Annotated in this window: 18 protein-coding genes; 5 read left to right on the top strand and 13 right to left on the bottom strand. The window is 43.2% G+C overall.

Annotated elements, in window-relative coordinates; translation table 11 throughout:
* Window positions 1–233: 233 nt before the first annotated feature.
* Window positions 234–1,139 (bottom strand): uridine diphosphate-N-acetylglucosamine-binding protein YvcK, encoded by a 906-nt coding sequence (gene yvcK / locus JMA39_RS12290; protein ID WP_202722153.1) that lies wholly within the window; start codon window positions 1,137–1,139, stop codon window positions 234–236.
* 152 nt (window positions 1,140–1,291) lie between these two features.
* Between yvcK and JMA39_RS12295 the strand changes: the two genes are divergently transcribed.
* On the top strand, window positions 1,292–2,119 hold the full coding sequence (locus tag JMA39_RS12295) for a glucosaminidase domain-containing protein (RefSeq protein WP_202722154.1): 828 nt from the start codon (window positions 1,292–1,294) through the stop codon (window positions 2,117–2,119).
* Window positions 2,097–2,720 (top strand): DUF2987 domain-containing protein, encoded by a 624-nt coding sequence (locus tag JMA39_RS12300; protein WP_202722155.1) that lies wholly within the window; start codon window positions 2,097–2,099, stop codon window positions 2,718–2,720. The genes JMA39_RS12295 and JMA39_RS12300 overlap by 23 nt, the downstream gene beginning before the upstream one ends.
* Window positions 2,721–2,807: 87 nt before the next feature.
* Here the strand turns inward: JMA39_RS12300 and ttcA are convergent, their stop codons facing one another.
* From ttcA to ccoN, 11 genes are all read right to left on the bottom strand, one after another.
* Window positions 2,808–3,743 carry a tRNA 2-thiocytidine(32) synthetase TtcA gene (ttcA, locus tag JMA39_RS12305; RefSeq protein WP_202722156.1) on the bottom strand — a complete coding sequence of 312 codons (936 nt, stop codon included), beginning with the start codon at window positions 3,741–3,743 and terminating at the stop codon, window positions 2,808–2,810.
* 80 nt (window positions 3,744–3,823) lie between these two features.
* Complete coding sequence (uspE, locus tag JMA39_RS12310; protein WP_202722157.1) at window positions 3,824–4,756, bottom strand: universal stress protein UspE; 933 nt, start codon at window positions 4,754–4,756, stop codon at window positions 3,824–3,826.
* Between the two features lie 93 nt (window positions 4,757–4,849).
* Window positions 4,850–5,602 carry an electron transport transcriptional regulator EtrA gene (gene etrA, locus JMA39_RS12315; RefSeq protein WP_202722158.1) on the bottom strand — a complete coding sequence of 251 codons (753 nt, stop codon included), beginning with the start codon at window positions 5,600–5,602 and terminating at the stop codon, window positions 4,850–4,852.
* A gap of 57 nt (window positions 5,603–5,659) precedes the next feature.
* Window positions 5,660–6,352 (bottom strand): sulfite exporter TauE/SafE family protein, encoded by a 693-nt coding sequence (locus JMA39_RS12320; protein WP_202722159.1) that lies wholly within the window; start codon window positions 6,350–6,352, stop codon window positions 5,660–5,662.
* Window positions 6,345–6,560: a cbb3-type cytochrome oxidase assembly protein CcoS gene (gene ccoS / locus JMA39_RS12325; RefSeq protein ID WP_202722160.1), complete on the bottom strand. Its 216-nt coding sequence runs from the start codon at window positions 6,558–6,560 to the stop codon at window positions 6,345–6,347. The genes JMA39_RS12320 and ccoS overlap by 8 nt, the downstream gene beginning before the upstream one ends.
* Window positions 6,557–8,941 carry a heavy metal translocating P-type ATPase gene (locus JMA39_RS12330; RefSeq protein ID WP_202722161.1) on the bottom strand — a complete coding sequence of 795 codons (2,385 nt, stop codon included), beginning with the start codon at window positions 8,939–8,941 and terminating at the stop codon, window positions 6,557–6,559. Before JMA39_RS12330 ends, ccoS begins: the two co-directional genes overlap by 4 nt.
* Window positions 8,942–9,007: 66 nt before the next feature.
* Window positions 9,008–9,487 carry a FixH family protein gene (locus JMA39_RS12335; protein ID WP_202722162.1) on the bottom strand — a complete coding sequence of 160 codons (480 nt, stop codon included), beginning with the start codon at window positions 9,485–9,487 and terminating at the stop codon, window positions 9,008–9,010.
* Window positions 9,488–9,636: 149 nt separating this feature from the next.
* Window positions 9,637–10,593, bottom strand: a complete 957-nt coding sequence (ccoP, locus tag JMA39_RS12340) for a cytochrome-c oxidase, cbb3-type subunit III (protein ID WP_202722163.1) — start codon at window positions 10,591–10,593, stop codon at window positions 9,637–9,639.
* Window positions 10,593–10,769, bottom strand: a complete 177-nt coding sequence (locus tag JMA39_RS12345; protein WP_202722164.1) for a cbb3-type cytochrome oxidase subunit 3 — start codon at window positions 10,767–10,769, stop codon at window positions 10,593–10,595. Before JMA39_RS12345 ends, ccoP begins: the two co-directional genes overlap by 1 nt.
* An 11-nt stretch (window positions 10,770–10,780) precedes the next feature.
* Window positions 10,781–11,395, bottom strand: coding sequence for a cytochrome-c oxidase, cbb3-type subunit II (ccoO, locus tag JMA39_RS12350; RefSeq protein WP_202722165.1), 615 nt, complete (start codon window positions 11,393–11,395; stop codon window positions 10,781–10,783).
* 12 nt (window positions 11,396–11,407) lie between these two features.
* Window positions 11,408–12,844: a cytochrome-c oxidase, cbb3-type subunit I gene (ccoN, locus tag JMA39_RS12355; protein WP_202722166.1), complete on the bottom strand. Its 1,437-nt coding sequence runs from the start codon at window positions 12,842–12,844 to the stop codon at window positions 11,408–11,410.
* A gap of 261 nt (window positions 12,845–13,105) precedes the next feature.
* On the opposite strand from ccoN, the gene JMA39_RS12360 reads away from it, so the two are divergent.
* The 3 genes from JMA39_RS12360 (at window position 13,106) to JMA39_RS12370 (ending at window position 15,439) form a co-directional block, all read left to right on the top strand.
* Window positions 13,106–13,570 carry a hypothetical protein gene (locus JMA39_RS12360; protein WP_244999884.1) on the top strand — a complete coding sequence of 155 codons (465 nt, stop codon included), beginning with the start codon at window positions 13,106–13,108 and terminating at the stop codon, window positions 13,568–13,570.
* A 200-nt stretch (window positions 13,571–13,770) separates the two neighbouring features.
* Window positions 13,771–14,046 (top strand): hypothetical protein, encoded by a 276-nt coding sequence (locus JMA39_RS12365; protein ID WP_202722168.1) that lies wholly within the window; start codon window positions 13,771–13,773, stop codon window positions 14,044–14,046.
* Between the two features lie 85 nt (window positions 14,047–14,131).
* Window positions 14,132–15,439, top strand: coding sequence for a tyrosine-type recombinase/integrase (locus JMA39_RS12370; protein ID WP_202722169.1), 1,308 nt, complete (start codon window positions 14,132–14,134; stop codon window positions 15,437–15,439).
* A gap of 1,584 nt (window positions 15,440–17,023) precedes the next feature.
* On the opposite strand, the gene JMA39_RS12375 is transcribed toward JMA39_RS12370, so the two are convergent.
* Window positions 17,024–18,328, bottom strand: a complete 1,305-nt coding sequence (locus JMA39_RS12375; RefSeq protein WP_202722170.1) for a GGDEF domain-containing protein — start codon at window positions 18,326–18,328, stop codon at window positions 17,024–17,026.
* Window positions 18,329–18,399: the final 71 nt, after the last annotated feature.

Here is an 18,399-nt window from a genome sequence, read left to right on the forward strand (position 1 = left end):
GAGGCAAATAACCATTGATAAAAAGCGCTAAGTAGTTATGAGTCTGGTTAGAGGCGCTTCTGAGGTCAAGTTGTTGAGGGCGAAATACCACTATTTAAACTATTTGTGGCATTGATGATTACAAGCAGAGGCCTGTGTTATGGCATGTTAAAGATAACTAATGTGGCTTTTGATAGAAAATATAGCTAACTAAAAGCCACATTGTGTTAATTCTCAAATAGTGATTGAGATTTTTACATTACGCTTAATTCCTGAGTAACCATCAGTGACAGCGCATCAGCTAGAGAACGTTTATCGTGTAAACCAATATGGTGAGCGCTGCGTAGAGGGTAATAACTGATATTATCTTCTTGGTAAACAGTGTCAGCGTGACATAGCACCTTGTCGATAATTTTTAATCCCAATACCTGATGACACCAGTCGACCTTGTTGTTAACACCGCAATTGGCAATCGGTGAAGGTTCTTTTGTGAGGTTATCGATAAGGATCACCTCGGCTTTTGATTGCGCTAGTGCATTAGCTATCTTAGGTAGCAGCAGAGGAGGCATGATGCTAGTTAAAAAGCTTCCAGGGCCTAAGATGATAAGATCGGCGTCACGGATCGCTTCACATGCTTCACACGTCGCCTGCACTTGAGGGTCGAGTGATAACGCGATTGGCGTATCTTGCATCCTATCGACATCCGTTTCACCAAACACACTTTCACCACTGGCTTGCAACGCGACTAAGTGTGTTGGCTCTTCGGACATAGGGATAAGGCGAGTATCGATATTAAGAAAATTGCGCACCAAGTTAACGGCGTCAAGAGGGCGAACACAGAGCTCATCCAGTGCCATTAACATCAAATTACCAAGGTTGTGGCCAGTAAGTTCACAGTCACCACCGAAACGGTATTCAAACATTAATGAGCCAACAGATGGGCGTTTCGCTAATTGGGTCAAGCAGTTTCGTAAATCGCCCCAAGCGATGCACTCTTTTTCCGCTCTTAAACGACCTGTGGAGCCACCGTTGTCGGTAGTTGTGACAATGCCCGTCAGCTTAGGACCTAAAAAAGAAAGTGCTGAAAGCACCCGACCGAGTCCATGTCCGCCACCTATGGCTACCACATGGCTATATTGATTAAGGCCATTTTGTTTCATTGAGGGGTCTCCTTCCTGAATACCCAGCACAGATATATAAAGAAGTTGATATTATACCTAGATAATCAAAATTTTTCGCGATGTATTCTCAGCTAAAGCTAGCATATAATACGCAAAACCAAATTAAGCAAGAATTCAATAAAGGAAAATGAGTGAAAACAGGTAAAGTAGGGTTGTTTACCATCGCCTTAGGTTTGGTTCTTGGATTACTACTGGTCGTGAGATTAGTATTTATTCCTAGTAGTGAAGAGCAAGCCCAACCATTAGGCAAAGCCGTCATAAATGAAGAGATCGCCAATGTTGTGCCTGATTTCGCAGCCATTAAGGATGTTAGCGAAAAGAAGCGCGCATTTTTTGATTTTTTAAGACCGTCGATCAAACACCAGAATGCCATTATTCAGGGGGAAAGAGACTTTCTTATTGAGATAAAGAAACAGCTCATCAATGGCAAAGAGTTGACCGAAGCCGACGAGTTTAGATTGCAGCAGATCTCAGAAAAATATCAATATACTTTAAGAAGTCTAACACTTAATAATATAGACACCCTATTAGAACGAGTCGATATCATCCCTGAGCAGATGGTATTAATACAAGCTGCTAACGAAACAGGTTGGGGTAGCTCTCGCTTCGCTAAAGAGGGGCTTAATTTTTTCGGCCAGTGGTGTTTTAGAAAAGGCTGTGGCTTAGTGCCTCAATCAAGAACCGAAGGTTTGTCTCACGAGGTCGCGTTATTTAAAACTGTCGAAGATTCGGTGGCTTCATACATGCGCAACCTAAATTCGAACGCAGCATACTCATTGCTGAGATCGATTCGTGCCGATTTGCGAGCCCAAAATAAGACACCTCAAGCACAAGACCTTGTATATGGCTTGATCAATTATTCAGAACGTCAAGAAGCTTACATCGATGAGCTGCTTGAAATGTTACGCCAAAACCAACGATTTTTAGTGGATAATAATGAAAAAACAACTGCTGCTTAGCTGCATTTTATTAGGGATCTCTTCTGTGAGTCAGGCTCAGCCTATTTCACTCGAGTATCAAAGCTTCTATCAGCGCCTCAAGCAGGTGAATAAAGGAAGTTACCAGTTGGTCGAGCTGGCATTCTCTGTATCTAAGGCTAATGGTTGCAAGGTCAAAGACGGTACCATTACGACCGAAAACGATACATTCCCGCTGACGATAACTAAAGACCAACGGTTATTTTTACCCTTTGACAGCCAGCTTAAGTCAGACCGGGCGCTGATTAACTTAAATGTTGAAGGTAGTGCGCAAACATGTGCGATTGCAATGCAAGTCAGAGCTAAGAACACCAAGACTCATTACGACAAAGCCGAGCTAAAGCAGGTAGAGCAGGAGATGAATGCACTGCTTAGCCGTATGCAAGGTTTTCCAATGCGTTACTTTGCAGCAGATATCGCAGGGCTAAACCTCGAGTTTTCTCAAGATGCGACTCTTACAATCGATGGCAAGGTGATCCCGGTATCGGGTACCTATCGTTTAAGCAGCGAGCAGATCGATAAGCTAGAAACACTCACCTCGAGTATTAAGCCAAATGTCATCAGTCCTTGGACGGTAAAGTAGCGATTAATAGCGAGTGCAATAGCTAAGTGATAACACAAAAAAGCCCTGTTAATCAGGGCTTTTTACGTCTAGTGATAGTTTTTCAATTTATTCTGGTGTATATGTGCTGACGACATCGATTCGAGCCGCCTTATCCAGATTAATATGACCATTATTCGCCACGTCCACAAAATCGAATGCAGGAAGATCGGATTCTGCAACATCGCCTCTAAGCGGCGCATCGGGGTCACGCTTAAGCGATAAAAAGTCAAACTGTTCTCTATCGACACCTTGAGAAGGTGCAGTGTTCTGCATCGCGGTAAAGATTGTCTCGATACGGCCTGGGTGCTGCTTATCCCACTGCACGAGCATATCTTTGACTGCTGCACGCTTTAGGTTTTCTTGTGAGCCACAAAGGTTACAAGGAATAATTGGGAAGTTTTTAAGCCCCGCATATTCAGCAATATCTTTCTCACGACAATAGGCCAGCGGGCGGATCACCATATTGGCTCCATCGTCAGACAACAACTTTGGTGGCATGGCTTTCATCTTACCGGCGAAGAACATGTTAAGGAACATGGTCTCTATGATGTCGTCTCTATGATGCCCCAGAGCAATTTTGGTCGCACCAATCTTCTGTGCGAAGCCGTATAAGGTCCCTCGACGTAGGCGAGAGCATAGCGAACAGGTAGTCTTGCCTTCTGGGATTTTCTCTTTAACGATAGAGTATGTATCTTTTTCGAGGATATGGTACGCCACGCCCAGTGTATCTAAGTAGGCCGGTAAAATATCTTCAGGGAAACCCGGCTGCTTTTGATCTAGGTTCACCGCAACGATTTCAAATTTAATAGGTGCGCGTTGCTGAAGGTTCAACAAGATATCAAGCATGGCATAGCTGTCTTTGCCACCCGATAGGCAACACATAACGCGGTCACCTTCTTCAATCATGTTGTAGTCACCAATAGCGCGGCCAACTTCAGCGCGTAGACGCTTCTGCAGTTTAGACATGCGGGTAACTTGTTTTGGGGTTAATTCTTCGGACATAAAAAAACGCGCCTAGTACACAAATGTTCAGGGCGCGTATTATTCCAGCTAAATGGCTTGGGGTAAAGCTTAGATAGCGGTTATAGCTCTTCTAATGGTGATTTATAGCCATCGGGTTTAATTGCTAATAGGTCGCAGTTGATACTGTCGATAACATGTTCAGCAGTATTACCAATTAACGCCGCTGAAAGACCTGTTCGACCAACGGTTCCAAGTACTACTAACTCTGCGTCTAGCTCCGCGGCAAGGTCTGGGATGACATCTTCGGGGAGGCCTTCTTTGACATGACAGAAGTCAGGAGAGATCCCGTATGCGTTGGCAAGGTAGCAGATCCGCTCCTCATGTTGCAGCCTAATCGTTTCGCTATAAGTATGAGCATCGAAATCTGGCAGTTCAATTGCCAAGTTGACTGGGGTGCCTGGGTAGCCGTTGACGAGATGTACCTGAGCATTAAATTGCTTTGCCAGTTTTTTGGCATGGGAGATAATTTTACCGTTGAGTGTTTCGTTAGCATCGTCTTCGGCACTCACATTAACAGCGCAAACAATCTTACCAGCAATAGGCCACTCATCAGATTTTACCAAAAGTACAGGAATAGGGGCTTTTCGCATTAAGTGCCAATCGGTTGGAGTAAAGATCACTGACTTAAGCTTGTCATGTTCGTGTGTGCCCTTGACGATAAGATCGTAGTTACCGTCAATGGCATGTTTAATGATGCTTTCGAATGGTCGATTATGCCAGATAACTTCTGTCGTGATCTTGATGCCATTTTTGCAATAGGGCTTAATGATGTCGTCAATCCATGCCTTACGCTGATTGACCACACCTTCTCGCATAGCTTCTCTTTCATGACCCGATAGTATCGAGGTCATCTCATAGGAGAAATCAAAAATGGACAAAAATACCGTGATTTCTGCATGGTTGTCTGAGGCGAGTTCAACGGCTCTCGCTAGAGCCGCTTGCTTATCCGTTGTTGGGTCGATAACCACAAGGAGTTTCTGATAGTCCATCATTACTGTTTCCTCATCTAAATATCGTCTAGTTTCATCTTGCATGATTGCGATGAATTTAAATTGTTTTAGATCAAGCTGATTGCCGAATAATTCCTATCGCGCAATATTACTGTTACCGGATAGCTCACTTAATGCGTCTATATCCAATATGGTAATGTACTTTCCTTTCACTTCAATCAGTTCTGACTTTTGGAAACGGCCCAGCAAACGACTGATAGTCTCAACGGTCAAACCTAGGTAATTACCGATATCACCACGAGTCATGGTTAATCTAAACTCTCTTGGAGAAAAACCTCGGCTACCGAAACGCTTAGCTAAGTTGCTAATAAATGCGGCTAATCTTTCTTCAGCATTCTTTTTACTAAGCAGTAGAATCATCTCTTGGTCGCTTTGAATTTCATTACTCATTAAGCGCATGATCTGTTGTCTAAGTTTTGGCATCTTTCCGGTGAGTTCATCCAGAGTCGTGAAGGGGATTTCACATACCATAGAGGTTTCTAGTGCTTGAGCAAAGCTTTGGTGAAATTGTGAATGAATGCCATCAAAACCAATCACATCGCCGGCTAGGTGAAAGCCTGTTATCTGCTCATCACCTTGTTCGGTGATAGTGTAGCTTTTAATCGTGCCTGAACGGATTGCAAATAAGGACTTGAGTGGGTCACCAGATTTAAAAATCGGCTCGCCTTTTTGTATCGGCTTTTTACGTTCGATGATTTCATCAAGCTGGTCTAATTCGTTGGAGTTCAGTGTGAATGGAATACAAAGGGTACCCATACTGCAATCATGACAATGAATCGCACATCCTGACGCCATTTGACGGCGGTTCTTATTGTTATCAGCTGACATCGTCTCTCTCAATTTTGACTGTTCGTCTACTATGTTAAACTAATTTGATATTCGGAGCTAGCTAAGCTGGCTAATCGCCACATACAAGGTTTGTATTCCGAATGCCACTAAGGCAAGTCCGCTTATCATTCGCACCGATTTTTTTTGCACCCAGCGACTGAAAGTGCTCGCAGCAATCCCTGCACTCAACAGCGCAGGTAACGTACCTAAACCGAAACAAAACATGATTAAGGCACCGTCAAAAGCGTTTCCTGCAGCGACGCACCAAGTGAGCATGCTGTATACCAACCCACAGGGTAGCCAGCCCCAAAGTGCACCAGCTATGAAGGCATGACAACGGCTTTTAATAGGAATAAATTTATTGGCGACAGGCGCTATGTATTGCCACAGCCATCTGCCTATACGTTCGATCTGCACCACACCGGCCCATAACTGTGCGATATAGAGACCAGTTATGATCATCATGATACCGGCAAAAATACGTAAAACGAGAAGGTAAGCGTCGGCATCGAACAGTAAGCCAAGGGCACTGGCACTGCCGCCGATTAGGCCGCCAGCAAGGCTGTAGCTGATAATGCGGCCACTGTTATAACTCAATAGGTAGCCGAGCTGGGACATGAGGGCATTTGTCGCAGGCTGTTTTGGTAAGTTAGCTGAGAGTGCACCAACGAGGCCGCCGCACATGCCAATACAGTGCCCAGCCCCCATCAAGCCAACCAATAGCGCACCAATCAAGCTGTAATCATTCACGATTCAAGCTCTCTTGTTTTTCGCTGTCCTCTTTATCAGTCTCTGGTTTTATAGCATTAGTTTTCTGATCATCATCTTCAAAAAGAATCGATACGCTCTGTTTTTCTAAATCATCAAATTGATCGGACTTTACCGCCCAAAAAAACACGGCCACAGCGACCACGACAAACAACATGGCGATTGGAATTAAGACATAGATGATACTCATAAACGAACCTTAAGAAGTCTTAGGCTATTGCTGACAACAATGAGTGAACTCGCTGACATGCCTAGTGCAGCGATATAGGGAGCGACGTGACCTGTAACGGCCAATGGAATTATAAACAGGTTATATCCCAGCGCCCAGAATAAATTCTGCTTGATGATCCGCCCGGTGGATTTTGCAACTTTAACCGCGTCAGCAAAACGCGAGAGGTTATCGCCTAACAGGATAATATCAGCACTATTTTTAGAAATGGCTGCACCACTGCCCATCGCGATTGACAGATTCGCACCAGCCAAAACAGGCGCATCGTTGATACCATCACCGAACATGGCAACTTGACCTTGTTGCTGAAACTTATCAATCAATGCAAGTTTATCTTTAGGTGAAAGTCCTTTATGCACATCATCAATACCGAGGCGTTGTCCTAAGGCCGCAACTTCTGAGGAGTTATCGCCACTGGCAATACTGATTTTACAGCCCATCGCTTTAAGCTGGGTAACGGCTTGGGTGGTCTCAGGGCGAACTTCATCATTGAGACTAATTTTGGCCAGTAAACGCTCTCCTTGACTGAACCAAACCGTTGTCGTGGCTTCATCAATCGATGTGCCATTAACAAACTGCTGACTACCCACGCGATATTCTTGGCCATTGATAGCACCGCATAGGCCATTGCCAACAACACTCTGCCTATTGCTGACCGTGAGTCCACTACTGAAATAGGGGGCAAAGGCTTTTGCTATCGGATGTAATGAGCCAGACTCGAGCGCAGCAATGTGCGCAAGCACATCCTCTTTTGACCAATCATCCGTCAGTTCTACATGACTAATCGATAGTGACCCTAAGGTGAGGGTGCCGGTTTTATCAAATACGACGTGTTGTATTTTTGGCAGTTTCTCAAAAATGCCTGAACGCCTAGTGATAATGCCGAGGCGGGTCATAATTGCAGTACCACAAGTCACCGCCGTTGGCGTTGCTAAGGCGAGGGCACAAGGGCAAGTTGCAACTAATACCGACAATGTCACCCAAAACGCATCTTCAGGAGAGTAAAAATACCAGAACAGATACGTTAATGCCGCAATCAATAAAATGATGGCGGTAAAGTAGTTTGAGAACCTGTCGGCGTAGAGTGCAACCTTGGGCTTATTGTTTGAGGCTATCTCTTGTAAGCGAATGATCTCCGAAACCAGCTGATCTTGGCCCAAGGCCGTAACCTTGACTAAAATTGGTTGCTCGATATTAATCGTACCGGCAAAAACCTCAGACTGTAAGGCCTTTTGTAATGGCATTTGCTCACCAGTTAACATGGCTTCGTTGACGGCAGATTCACCTTCAACGACAACGCCGTCAGCGGCGATGACATCACCAGGTTTAACTAAAATAATATCGCCAATGACCAGACGTTTAGCAGGGACTTCGTCAAATCCATCTTCAGTTTGTAATTGAGCGGTTAACGGTACTAATTTATGCAGATTACTGGAGCTAACCGAGGCTTTTTGACGCGCATTTTGCTCGAAGAAGCGGCCAAGTAACAGGAAAAAGGTAAACATGGAGACCGACTCGAAATACACCTCGCCAGTACCATTTATTGTTTCGATGCAGCTGGCGATATAGGCACCGCAAATAGCGATACTTACCGACACATCCATATTGACTCTACCCATGAGCAGTGAGCGCACTGCACTAAAATAGAAGGGCTGAGCAGAATAAAACACCACTGGCGCGGCAAATAGCATGCTGACCCAGCGGAAGTAATCACGGTACTCGGTGTCGAGATCGGTAAAGTAGCCAGAATAGAGGGCGAGAGCAAACATCATCACCTGCATGGTAGCAAAGCCCGCTAGCCCGAGTCTCAGTAAAAACTTACGCCCGTCTCGCTTACTCTTTATCTCTTGCTCATCGACTTGAAAAGGCGCTGCTTGATAACCAATTTGACTGATTTGATTAAGAATTTCACTTAACTTTATCTGACTTGCATCCCAAGAGATCAGTGCTCGCTGAGTAGTCGAGTTAACTTGAACCTTAGCGACACCTTGAAGCTTATTGATTTTATGTTCAATCAACCAAGCACAGGCCGCGCAAGTGATGCCGTCTACCGTCAATGAAACTTCACTCAGGGAGTCTCTATTTTGGATAAAGTCCTGCTGCACTTCAGGTAGATCGTAAGCGCTAAAGTTAGAAAGCTCTTCGGGCACTAAAGCGGTCTGTTTGCTACCCGGCTCGGTACGAAAACGATAATAGTTAGTCAGTCCCGCATCGATAATCGCTTGTGAGACCGCCTGGCAACCTGGGCAGCACATCTGCTGCTCAACATCGTTGATACGGGTGATGAATTGCGAACCTGTCAGTACAGGTTCGTTACAGTGAAAACAGCTTGGTTGACTCATACGGTAAGTTTCTTACTCTTGTATTTCTGATAGCTTTTTAGCGTCAATGGTAACGAGGCTTAGGGATCAGTTTAACCAATACTGCTGATCATCAACTAAGGTTACACGCTGCTGAATACGCCAGCTCTGATCAAAACCTTCGATGCGCACTTCCCATGGGCCTTCAATGGATTGTGTTAAATCGATACGGTAAACACCGTTTGCATCTGCAGTGACAATTTGAGAAAAATCTCGTTCTTCGAGAGTTGGGTGATAAAAGCTAACGCTCAGTGCTGCGAGGTATTTTTCACCGCCTTGCTGTGAGATCTCGACATACTTGTCATCGAATTCTAGCAGGTAGTTCATGCCGAGGTGCTTAGCTTGCTTTATCTTGCGAAGGTCAATATTGATGCCTTTACCTTCTTTATAATAATCTTCAGTGACCAGCGAGTCTTTGGTATCTATTGCAATCATCAATAAATTGATACTCGCGAGCACTGCACATAGCGGTAATCCAATGAGAAACCAAGGCCAGAACTGCTTATACCAGGCTTGTGGAGTAGACATTTTTATCACCTATAATTATTAGAATAGTTGTTAGAAACTTGGAAAAAAAAGAACAGTTATTTTACCTATAAAACTGTGATTTAGCACTTAAAAAAAAGGCCTCGTTGGTGACGAGGCCTTAATATTACACTCAGTGTTAACGGAAGAGATTACTTGTTAGACAAGCTGTAAACGTAAGCTGTGATTACGTGAACTTTCTCTTCACCTAACACATCTTTCCAAGGTGGCATCACACCACTTCGGCCGTTCTTAATCGACTGCTCGATAGCTCCGCGACTACCACCATAAACCCAAGCGTTATCCGTTAGGTTAGGGGCACCCATGAACTTGTTACCCGTGCCGTCCATGCCATGACAAGCGAAACAGCCCTTCATGAATGAACCTTGGCCTTGTGCAGCAAGGGTTTCATCGTGATCGCGACCAGATAGCTTAACAATATATTCAGTCAGACCTTTAAGTTCGCTGTCTTCAATCGGTAAACCACCTTTTGGCGGCATCATACCGTGACGACCGTTCATAATAGAGGTCTTAATCGTTTCAAGCTCACCACCATATAACCAAGCATTGTCAGTTAGGTTAGGGAAGCCTTTACTACCGCGCGCATCACTACCATGACACATGGCACAGTTTTGCAAGAATAGACGTCCACCTACTTTTAGGGCTTCCTCATTCTTGACTAACTCTTCCAATGGCGTGTCAGCGTATGCCTTGAAGATAGGGCCAAACTTTTCGTCTGCGTGCTTTACTTCTTGGTCATACTGTACCCAACGACCTTCATTTTGGGCGTCAACAACTGCTTGGTTAGACTCTTCAACAGTGCGTACACTTTGGTTTGAGCTTGTCCAGCCTAAAAAGCCTTTAAAGCTACCAAGACCTGGGTAAAGTGCAAGATAGATGACGCTGAATATGATGGTGATATAGAACATATAACTCCACCACTTTGGTAGTGGGTTATTCAGTTCTTCAATCCCATCGAAGCTGTGACCCATTGATTTGCCTTCTTCTACGCCCGTGTCGTTCTTAGAACAAGCACGTAGTAGAACAATACAACCAATGATTACCACAACCGTGAGTACGATAATCCATATACTCCAGAAGTTACTCATCACTTTTGTTCTCCTGAGTCCTTCGAAACCGAGTTTTGCTCATCGTCAGAGAAAACTAGGTTAGCTGCATCGTCGAATTGTTGCTTACGACTAGAGCTATATGCCCAGGCAAATATACCGATGAAGGTCACCATTACAACGATAGTAATAATTCCACGTAATGTGCCGTAATCCATAATTTGCCTCCTTATTTAAACGCGTGGCCCAGTGATTGCAAATATGCAACCAATGCATCCAGCTCAGTTTTACCTTTCACAGCTTCTTTAGCCCCAGCAATCTCTTCAGGCGTATACAGCTTGTGAGTTGGGTGAAAGTTTTGCAGGATTTCCATCTTCTCACCAGTAAGATCACCAGTAAGGATGTTATCTGCTAACCAAGGGTATGCAGGCATATTTGACTGAGGTACCACAGCGCGAGGATCGATTAAGTGAACCTCATGCCATTGGTCACTGTAACGACCGCCAACACGGGCAAGATCAGGACCTGTACGCTTAGAGCCCCACTGGAATGGGTGATCCCAAACTGACTCGCCAGCTACAGAGTAGTGACCATAACGCTCAGTTTCAGCGCGTAAAGGACGGATCATCTGACTATGACAGCCATAACAGCCTTCACGAACATAGATGTCACGACCTTCAATCTGAAGCGCCGTATAAGGGATCTGACCTTCTAGTGGCTCAGTGGTGTCTTCTTGGAACAGTAGGGGAGTGATCTCAACCAAGCTACCAAAGCTGATTGCGATAACAGTGAAGATCCCTAATAGACCGATGTTTTTCTCAACTATCTCATGATTAAATTTCATCGTATCTACTCCTTAAGCTGCTTTTGCTTCAGCAATTGCTGGCAAAGAATCTTTAGGGGCCTTAACAGTACGCAATACGTTGTATGCCATTATGAACATACCTGCAAGGAAGAATACACCACCTAGGAAACGCACAAAGTAGAACGGGTATGAAGCTTCTAAGCTTTCAACGAAGCTGTAAGTCAATGTACCGTCAGAGTTAACTGCGCGCCACATTAGACCCTGCATAACACCAGAGATCCACATTGAAACGATATAAAGAACAGTACCGATTGTTGCCAACCAGAAGTGAACGTTAATTAGGTTTGTGCTGTACATACGGCCGTGGCCGAATAGAACTGGGATCAAGTGGTAAAGAGAACCGATTGAAACCATTGCAACCCAGCCCAATGCACCGGAGTGAACGTGTCCAACAGTCCAGTCAGTGTAGTGAGATAGTGCGTTAACCGTCTTGATTGCCATCATTGGACCTTCGAAGGTAGACATACCGTAGAAAGACAATGAAACAACGAGGAAACGCAAAATTGGGTCTGTACGCAGTTTGTGCCATGCACCAGATAGGGTCATGATACCGTTAATCATACCACCCCAAGACGGAGCAAATAGGATTAGAGACATCACCATACCCAATGACTGAGTCCAGTCTGGAAGTGCAGTGTAGTGTAGGTGGTGAGGACCAGCCCAGATGTACAAAGCGACTAATGCCCAGAAGTGAACAATAGATAGACGGTACGAGTATACTGGACGGCCAGCTTGCTTAGGAACGAAGTAGTACATCATACCTAAGAAACCTGCTGTTAGCAGGAAGCCTACGGCGTTATGACCATACCACCACTGAACCATCGCATCGACTGCACCACTATAGAGTGAGTACGACTTGGTCATAGTTAACGGTACTGCCATAGAGTTAACTATGTGAAGTACGGCAACCGTGATGATAAAGGCGCCAAAGAACCAGTTAGCCACATAGATATGTGACGTTGTTCGTTTCACGATAGTGCCGAAAAATACCACTGCATAGGAAACCCATACGACGGTAATGGCGATATCAATTGGCCATTCTAGCTCTGCGTATTCCTTACCACTGGTAATACCAAGCGGTAAACTGATCGCTGCTGATAGAATGATGGCTTGCCAACCCCAGAACGTAAATGCGGCTAACTTAGGCGCAAATAGTCGAGTTTGACAGGTGCGTTGAACGATATAATAGGATGTGGCGAAAAGGGCTGAGGTACCAAACGCGAAAATCACGGCGTTCGTATGTAGTGGTCTTAGACGACTATACGTTAACCATGAAGTTTCAAAGTTTAGCTGCGGCCAGATTAACTGCGCTGCAATTAGTACACCTACTGACATCCCAACAATTCCCCATAACACGGTAGTTAGAGCGAATTGACGGACGATGGTGTAGTTGTAATCAGCGCCTTGAGGCTGGGAATGGTTCATCATATTGCTTCCACTGCTTATTACTTATACTTATTATTGTGTAGAGTAAAACTCTACCCGTTTATTATGACGACAAATCATGTCCCCTATCGGAAACAAGGGTTCTGTGTCAATGTGTAACCTTACATTTCATGATGTAACGCAAGGCAAAGCCATGATACTTGAGCTATATCAAAAAAGATAGGAATTAAGCCTCTTGATAAGTTGATCTAGATCAAAGTACTCAATAGAATGTTAACACTTCTAATTGAAAGGTTAATTAACGTGCAAGTTACTCACAAATCAGCAGTATTAAGCTTTGTGTATAGCATAGTATTGGGGACTTTCGTGCTTGGTTGCGAGCCTAGCAATCAAGTGCCACAGGCCTCTAAGGCTGTGGAGCCAAGCCTTTGTAATTTTAAGTCTGGCCCATGTGCTCAAAGTGTAGCCGATGTAGATATCCAGTTAACAGTCAGCCCTTGGCAAACCCCCAGTGAGCGGCCGTTACAGCTTTCTATCACCACTTCGCAGCCCCTGAGTAATGTAAAAGTTAAAGTTCAGGGTAGAGATATGTTTATGGGCATTATTCCGGTAAAACTTACCCAAATAGACGAAAATAACCATAAGGGAACGTTAATATACGGCTCATGCAGTAGTAATTATATGGTTTGGAGTGCCGTTGTTAGCTATGAACTCGATGGAGTAGAATACTTCACCAACTTCGACTTCCTCGCCGACAATCCTGGCTAAAGCAAAGTTAAAGGGTAAGGCTGATAAAACGAATGAAATCCCACCAATATTTCCAAATAACTCGACAAGCTTATTGATAATCATTATCATTTGCACAAGTTATTTAAAACAAGCTAAGTGAGCAATAGTGAGTCGCAAATGCTTAGTTACTAATAACCTAGACACAGCAAGCTTAGAAACGGTATTAATTGGGGGAAGGGATGATGCGTGGCAACAGACAATTAAATATCCGAATTTCGGAACAGAAAATTGCTCAACTGATTTCACAAGGCGTACTTTGCGCCGCAGACTTTAACTGCTTAGACTCAGAGACTAAGCAAGCGGTGTGGCAACTATGTCTTTGGAGCTGTCAGAAACGCATTCATTGTGACAAGCAGTGTCAACAAGAATGCCAAAAGCTATACCAAAGTCCGTGCCAAAACCAAAATCCTAGCCAAGAAACAGTTGAGTGCGGTATATCGGTTATAAATCAGTAAAACAGTCGCCTAAAATTAATTAACCATATCGCTTTTTAACCTTACTGATTAGTATAGAGATATCGACCTTTATACTAATCTCTTTATGCAGTTACCTCCGGTTATTCCACTTTTTGATTCCATCGATTTCATTCAAATTGGCAATCCATTAGTCAATCAGCATATCACCCAGCTAAGTCTAGGCGAGCTCGACGAAGCAGGCTTAGTGTTTGAGCACGCCACAGACTGGCTATTTGAGCAGAAATATAATGAGAATAACTATAAAGCCTACCGCAGTGAGCTAACCACATTTCTGCACTGGTGTTTCGATGTGATTAAACTCAATGTCAGTGCCATAGGACGCAGAGAAGTGGGTTTATATATAGAGTACTGTAAGAATCCACCAATTGAACTTATCGGCTATTTCAATGTGGCCCAATTCAAGTCAGATAAGGCTAAGTCAGATAAAGCTAGCGGCGAGCGCACACCAAATCCAAGCTGGCTGCCCTTTAGAGGTAAGAAAGTCGACGGTAAAACCTTGCCTTATCAGCTAAGCGATAGCGCGCTTAAAACCAAGGTGGCGATTTTATCGAGCTTCTATAGTTATTTGATGGGGGAGGATTACTGCGAGAAAAACCCGGCGCAGATGTGGCTCAATAAGAGTCGATTTTCCTCAAGGCAGAAATACCGCCTTAACACTGACGATGATAACCAATTGGCCTTCACTGAACTGCAGTGGTCCTACGTTATGTCTGCGGTAGAAAAGCTTGCCAAAGCACAGCCCGATTTGCACCAGCGCAGCCTGTTTCTAATTAAACTTATCTACTCCTGTTATCTGCGCGTCTCAGAAGTTTCTGCTAGGGCAGGTTACTCACCAGTGATGAGTCAGTTTAAGCAAAACCGCCATTCAGGGATCTGGAGCTTTCATATTCCCAAGAGCAAAGGTGGTAAGAGCAGAAGTGTCGCCGTATCCAAAGCATTACTCGATGCATTGAGTCAATATCGCAGCTACTTGAAATTGTCGCCATTACCATCGAGCAGCGAGCAACATCCGTTGATCGTGCGCCAAAAAGCGGCGGGGCGAGGGCGGGAGGCTGGCAGCTTGAACGCAAATCTGGGGATCCGCCAAATTCGCGAAGAAGTAGACAAAATCATCGAAAATGCAGCTAATAGCATTGAAAGTGATGGCTTTATCGAAGATGCGCAGCAGATGCGAAGCTTAAGTATTCATAATATTCGTCACACAGGGATCACCCACGACATCAATATTAATGGCAGGCCACTGTCACACGTACAGGCTGATGCAGGCCATGAGAGTATCGATACCACATCACAATACCTGCACACCACCCAGATCGAACGCCACGAGAGCGCCCAGAACAAACCGTTAGATTATCTGCAGGGTATTGAGTAAGTGTTTGTAAACAGGTTTTGCAAACTTCTAATTTAGTTTCTAATCACTGAACCTAAGATGAAATTTGATAGCTGTTAATGCCGATAAGTGACATTATCGGCAATTGCCTTAAAAGGGGTTTTCGCCGCTATCACTCTCTACTTATCTGTTTATTACTTTATCCATCTATATACAGGCTATAGCTTGCTAGATATTACCAGCATCTATTTGAAGTCCGTTATTAAGATACTGCGTTCATGCGCCTTTTCACAGAAAGGTAATTATCACGCGTTTGGCCACAACAGCACCATTCTTATCGCTACTGAATATCGACGACTACTTATGTCTACATAGCTGCGGGCTTCACTGTTGAGTAATTTGATGCTCAAGTCATAGTAATCAGTTGTACTATGACGCAAACACGAAGTTTAGTTATAGCTATTCCAAGTATTCCAAGTTATGGCTATGGCAATGCCTAAACAAGGCTAAATTTAGACAAGACTCTATTTGTACAATAGCTTGAATCTAGATGGTTAGCACCTAAATAACTTGAGCCTAGATCAAGTTAATATAAACCCGTTTGGAATCTGGACATTGTCGCTTGCCATTGTTTAATCAGCCAGCTTAGGCGGTTTAGCTAGCTAGACTGGCTGGGGTGAATTGAGCGAACATTTGGACAATTCAACACGACGTGCTGCGTGGCTACTTTAAAAGTTTGTGTAGCTCAGCTAAGCAGATTTCACGTAGCGCACGATAAAAATAGCCATTCTCGGCATGTTTTCAATCTACTGCGAGTTTTCAAGTTATCAACTTTAAGTTATAAGATTTTAGTCCTGAGCTTTTAGTTCTGAGCTTTTAGTTCTGAGCTTTAATTTGTGTGCTCAGTTCTAAACTCTAAGCACTAGCAAGCTTTGAGCTTGGGATATTAGAGCTAGTCGAGTGCATGACAAAACAACTGAGCGTCACCGTGAAGCCAGTTGCTGTCACTATAAACTGTAGTTGCTAAGTCACCATGCTTTTAGCCAGCGCATTCTTTCATTTAGTAAAAAATATTGAACTCTAGATGCTGACGTTCAAAATACGATGCCGAGTTATAAATGCCAGGCAACAACTATATAGCTTAAGGAACACTTAAAAAGGACATGAGCTGAAATATACAAGTCGATGCCGCAACAAGGTTAAGTGGCAATTGTGGTAAAATGATTAATCGAAACCATCAGCCTTAACAAACAGTTGAACCAGGATATTCTCATCTAACCCCATTCTAATGACTCCTACACAGCTGTGCGCACAATGTATATTATGTTAAATAGGATTTATGAAAAACTATTGTATCAGTTATTCCTGGGAATTGTCAGGTAAATCGAGAATCTCCGTCAACTGATACTTCTTTCCATCTGTATACAGGATCTATTCGGCTGATTTAAATACCTGTTAATTTGAGCTAATCACTGCCACAAATCATACATCCACTTAGTCGTACACTAGATAGAACTTAGCCCATTGTTATAGGTGGTCTAAGATCTCTTTTCTCAGTCCTATTAGTTCACTATATTCACGCACGTTCAATGCTACGTTGATATTAGATTTAATAAATATGCTGCTTCAGTTATAACGATAAACAGTAACTTTGTTTCGTCCTGAATTCTTCGACTCATAAAGAGCTTCGTCAGAAAAATGAAATGCTTCCTGCAATTTCATTTCAGACTCAGAGTAAATAGCGCCTATAGATATAGTGACGGCTATATCATTGATGGTTTCACTATTTATTATGCTCAATATACCATTTGCTTTACAGTTGAACTGCTCAAAAGACAGTTCATCATTAAAAATAACGACAAACTCTTCGCCGCCCCACCGGATTGCAAGATCAGCGGCTCGCATTGAAGACTTTATTCTATTAGCTACTTCCGAAATAACAATGTCACCGACAATGTGCCCGTAAACATCATTAATTTTCTTAAAGTGGTCGATATCAATCAGGCACATAGAGTTAACAGAGATTTTTCTACTGATAAAATTATCTTTACGATAGAATCCCGACAACCTATCGATGCTGCTTTCGACATAAAATCTTCTAATGTATGCAGCAATTAAAAAACAACCGTGTATGATTAGTGTACATATTAAAATGGCAACAGCGTTGTACTGTATGGGCGTTTTTATTGTTAGGCCCACTTTTCTGTCTTCCGTCTTAAGTGCTAAGGATTCGTATATAATTGTACTTATGTTTTTACGATCTTCATCCGACATTTCAAACCAAGTGAATTCTTCATCGTTAAAATCAGCTATGAAATCATTTAAAAAATCACTTTTTACATCAATAACTAAAACGGAAAACACAACGCCTTCTAAATATAGTGGGTAATAAATCGAAAATAACTCTTCATTAGTTCCTTCTTCTATATAAGGACCGAACACTCTCACTGTTTCAAATACAGTTAAACCACTTCCTTCTAGCGTTTTTTCAATGTTTTCCAATTTCAAAATACGTTCTAGGTAGTTTTCCTCAGCAAAATCCCTATCAAAAAGATTAATGTACTCCTTTCTAAATGGCCTTGGAATGACATACTCTGGGTATACATTCGCGACCGTCCATAAGTTGCTAGATATGATTGGATTAATTTTCAATACAGTAAATAGACTATCTATATGTTCAGATAGGTCTCGAACTTTTTTAGCTTCAGAATTTTTTACTATGACGCCCTGCTTTAAATCATCTGACGGTAGTGAAATGTACCTACTGTTAAGACTGTTTACATTAAAGCGGTATATTGCATCACTAATAAAAAGGATGTTGGTTAAAAACTTACTATTCAACTTACTTTTATTAACAGTCAAGAATAAATTAACTATACATATAGAAACAATAAAAGATAAACAAATGCTGAGTGCATTTCTTCTTGTCATATCATTTAACACCCGGCGATGGTAATAGACTAGAGCAACAACAGCAACCCATTAATTAGCAACTGCTTGTT

Origin of the sequence: Shewanella schlegeliana (assembly GCF_016765635.1) — a bacterium.
Taxonomy (GTDB): Bacteria; Pseudomonadota; Gammaproteobacteria; order Enterobacterales; family Shewanellaceae; genus Shewanella; species Shewanella schlegeliana.

What these genes read in the sequence shown, in the direction of transcription:
- JMA39_RS12370 (WP_202722169.1), top strand. Translation starts at nt 14,132, where the DNA reads ATGCAGTTACCTCCGGTTATTCCACTTTTTGATTCCATCGATTTCATT.
- ttcA (WP_202722156.1), bottom strand. Translation starts at nt 3,743, where the DNA reads ATGTCCGAAGAATTAACCCCAAAACAAGTTACCCGCATGTCTAAACTG.
- ccoN (WP_202722166.1), bottom strand. Translation starts at nt 12,844, where the DNA reads ATGATGAACCATTCCCAGCCTCAAGGCGCTGATTACAACTACACCATC.
- JMA39_RS12330 (WP_202722161.1), bottom strand. Translation starts at nt 8,941, where the DNA reads ATGAGTCAACCAAGCTGTTTTCACTGTAACGAACCTGTACTGACAGGT.
- JMA39_RS12335 (WP_202722162.1), bottom strand. Translation starts at nt 9,487, where the DNA reads ATGTCTACTCCACAAGCCTGGTATAAGCAGTTCTGGCCTTGGTTTCTC.
- uspE (WP_202722157.1), bottom strand. Translation starts at nt 4,756, where the DNA reads ATGATGGACTATCAGAAACTCCTTGTGGTTATCGACCCAACAACGGAT.
- yvcK (WP_202722153.1), bottom strand. Translation starts at nt 1,139, where the DNA reads ATGAAACAAAATGGCCTTAATCAATATAGCCATGTGGTAGCCATAGGT.
- ccoS (WP_202722160.1), bottom strand. Translation starts at nt 6,560, where the DNA reads ATGAGTATCATCTATGTCTTAATTCCAATCGCCATGTTGTTTGTCGTG.
- JMA39_RS12300 (WP_202722155.1), top strand. Translation starts at nt 2,097, where the DNA reads ATGAAAAAACAACTGCTGCTTAGCTGCATTTTATTAGGGATCTCTTCT.
- ccoO (WP_202722165.1), bottom strand. Translation starts at nt 11,395, where the DNA reads ATGAAATTTAATCATGAGATAGTTGAGAAAAACATCGGTCTATTAGGG.
- JMA39_RS12345 (WP_202722164.1), bottom strand. Translation starts at nt 10,769, where the DNA reads ATGGATTACGGCACATTACGTGGAATTATTACTATCGTTGTAATGGTG.
- etrA (WP_202722158.1), bottom strand. Translation starts at nt 5,602, where the DNA reads ATGTCAGCTGATAACAATAAGAACCGCCGTCAAATGGCGTCAGGATGT.
- JMA39_RS12365 (WP_202722168.1), top strand. Translation starts at nt 13,771, where the DNA reads ATGATGCGTGGCAACAGACAATTAAATATCCGAATTTCGGAACAGAAA.
- JMA39_RS12375 (WP_202722170.1), bottom strand. Translation starts at nt 18,328, where the DNA reads ATGACAAGAAGAAATGCACTCAGCATTTGTTTATCTTTTATTGTTTCT.
- ccoP (WP_202722163.1), bottom strand. Translation starts at nt 10,593, where the DNA reads ATGAGTAACTTCTGGAGTATATGGATTATCGTACTCACGGTTGTGGTA.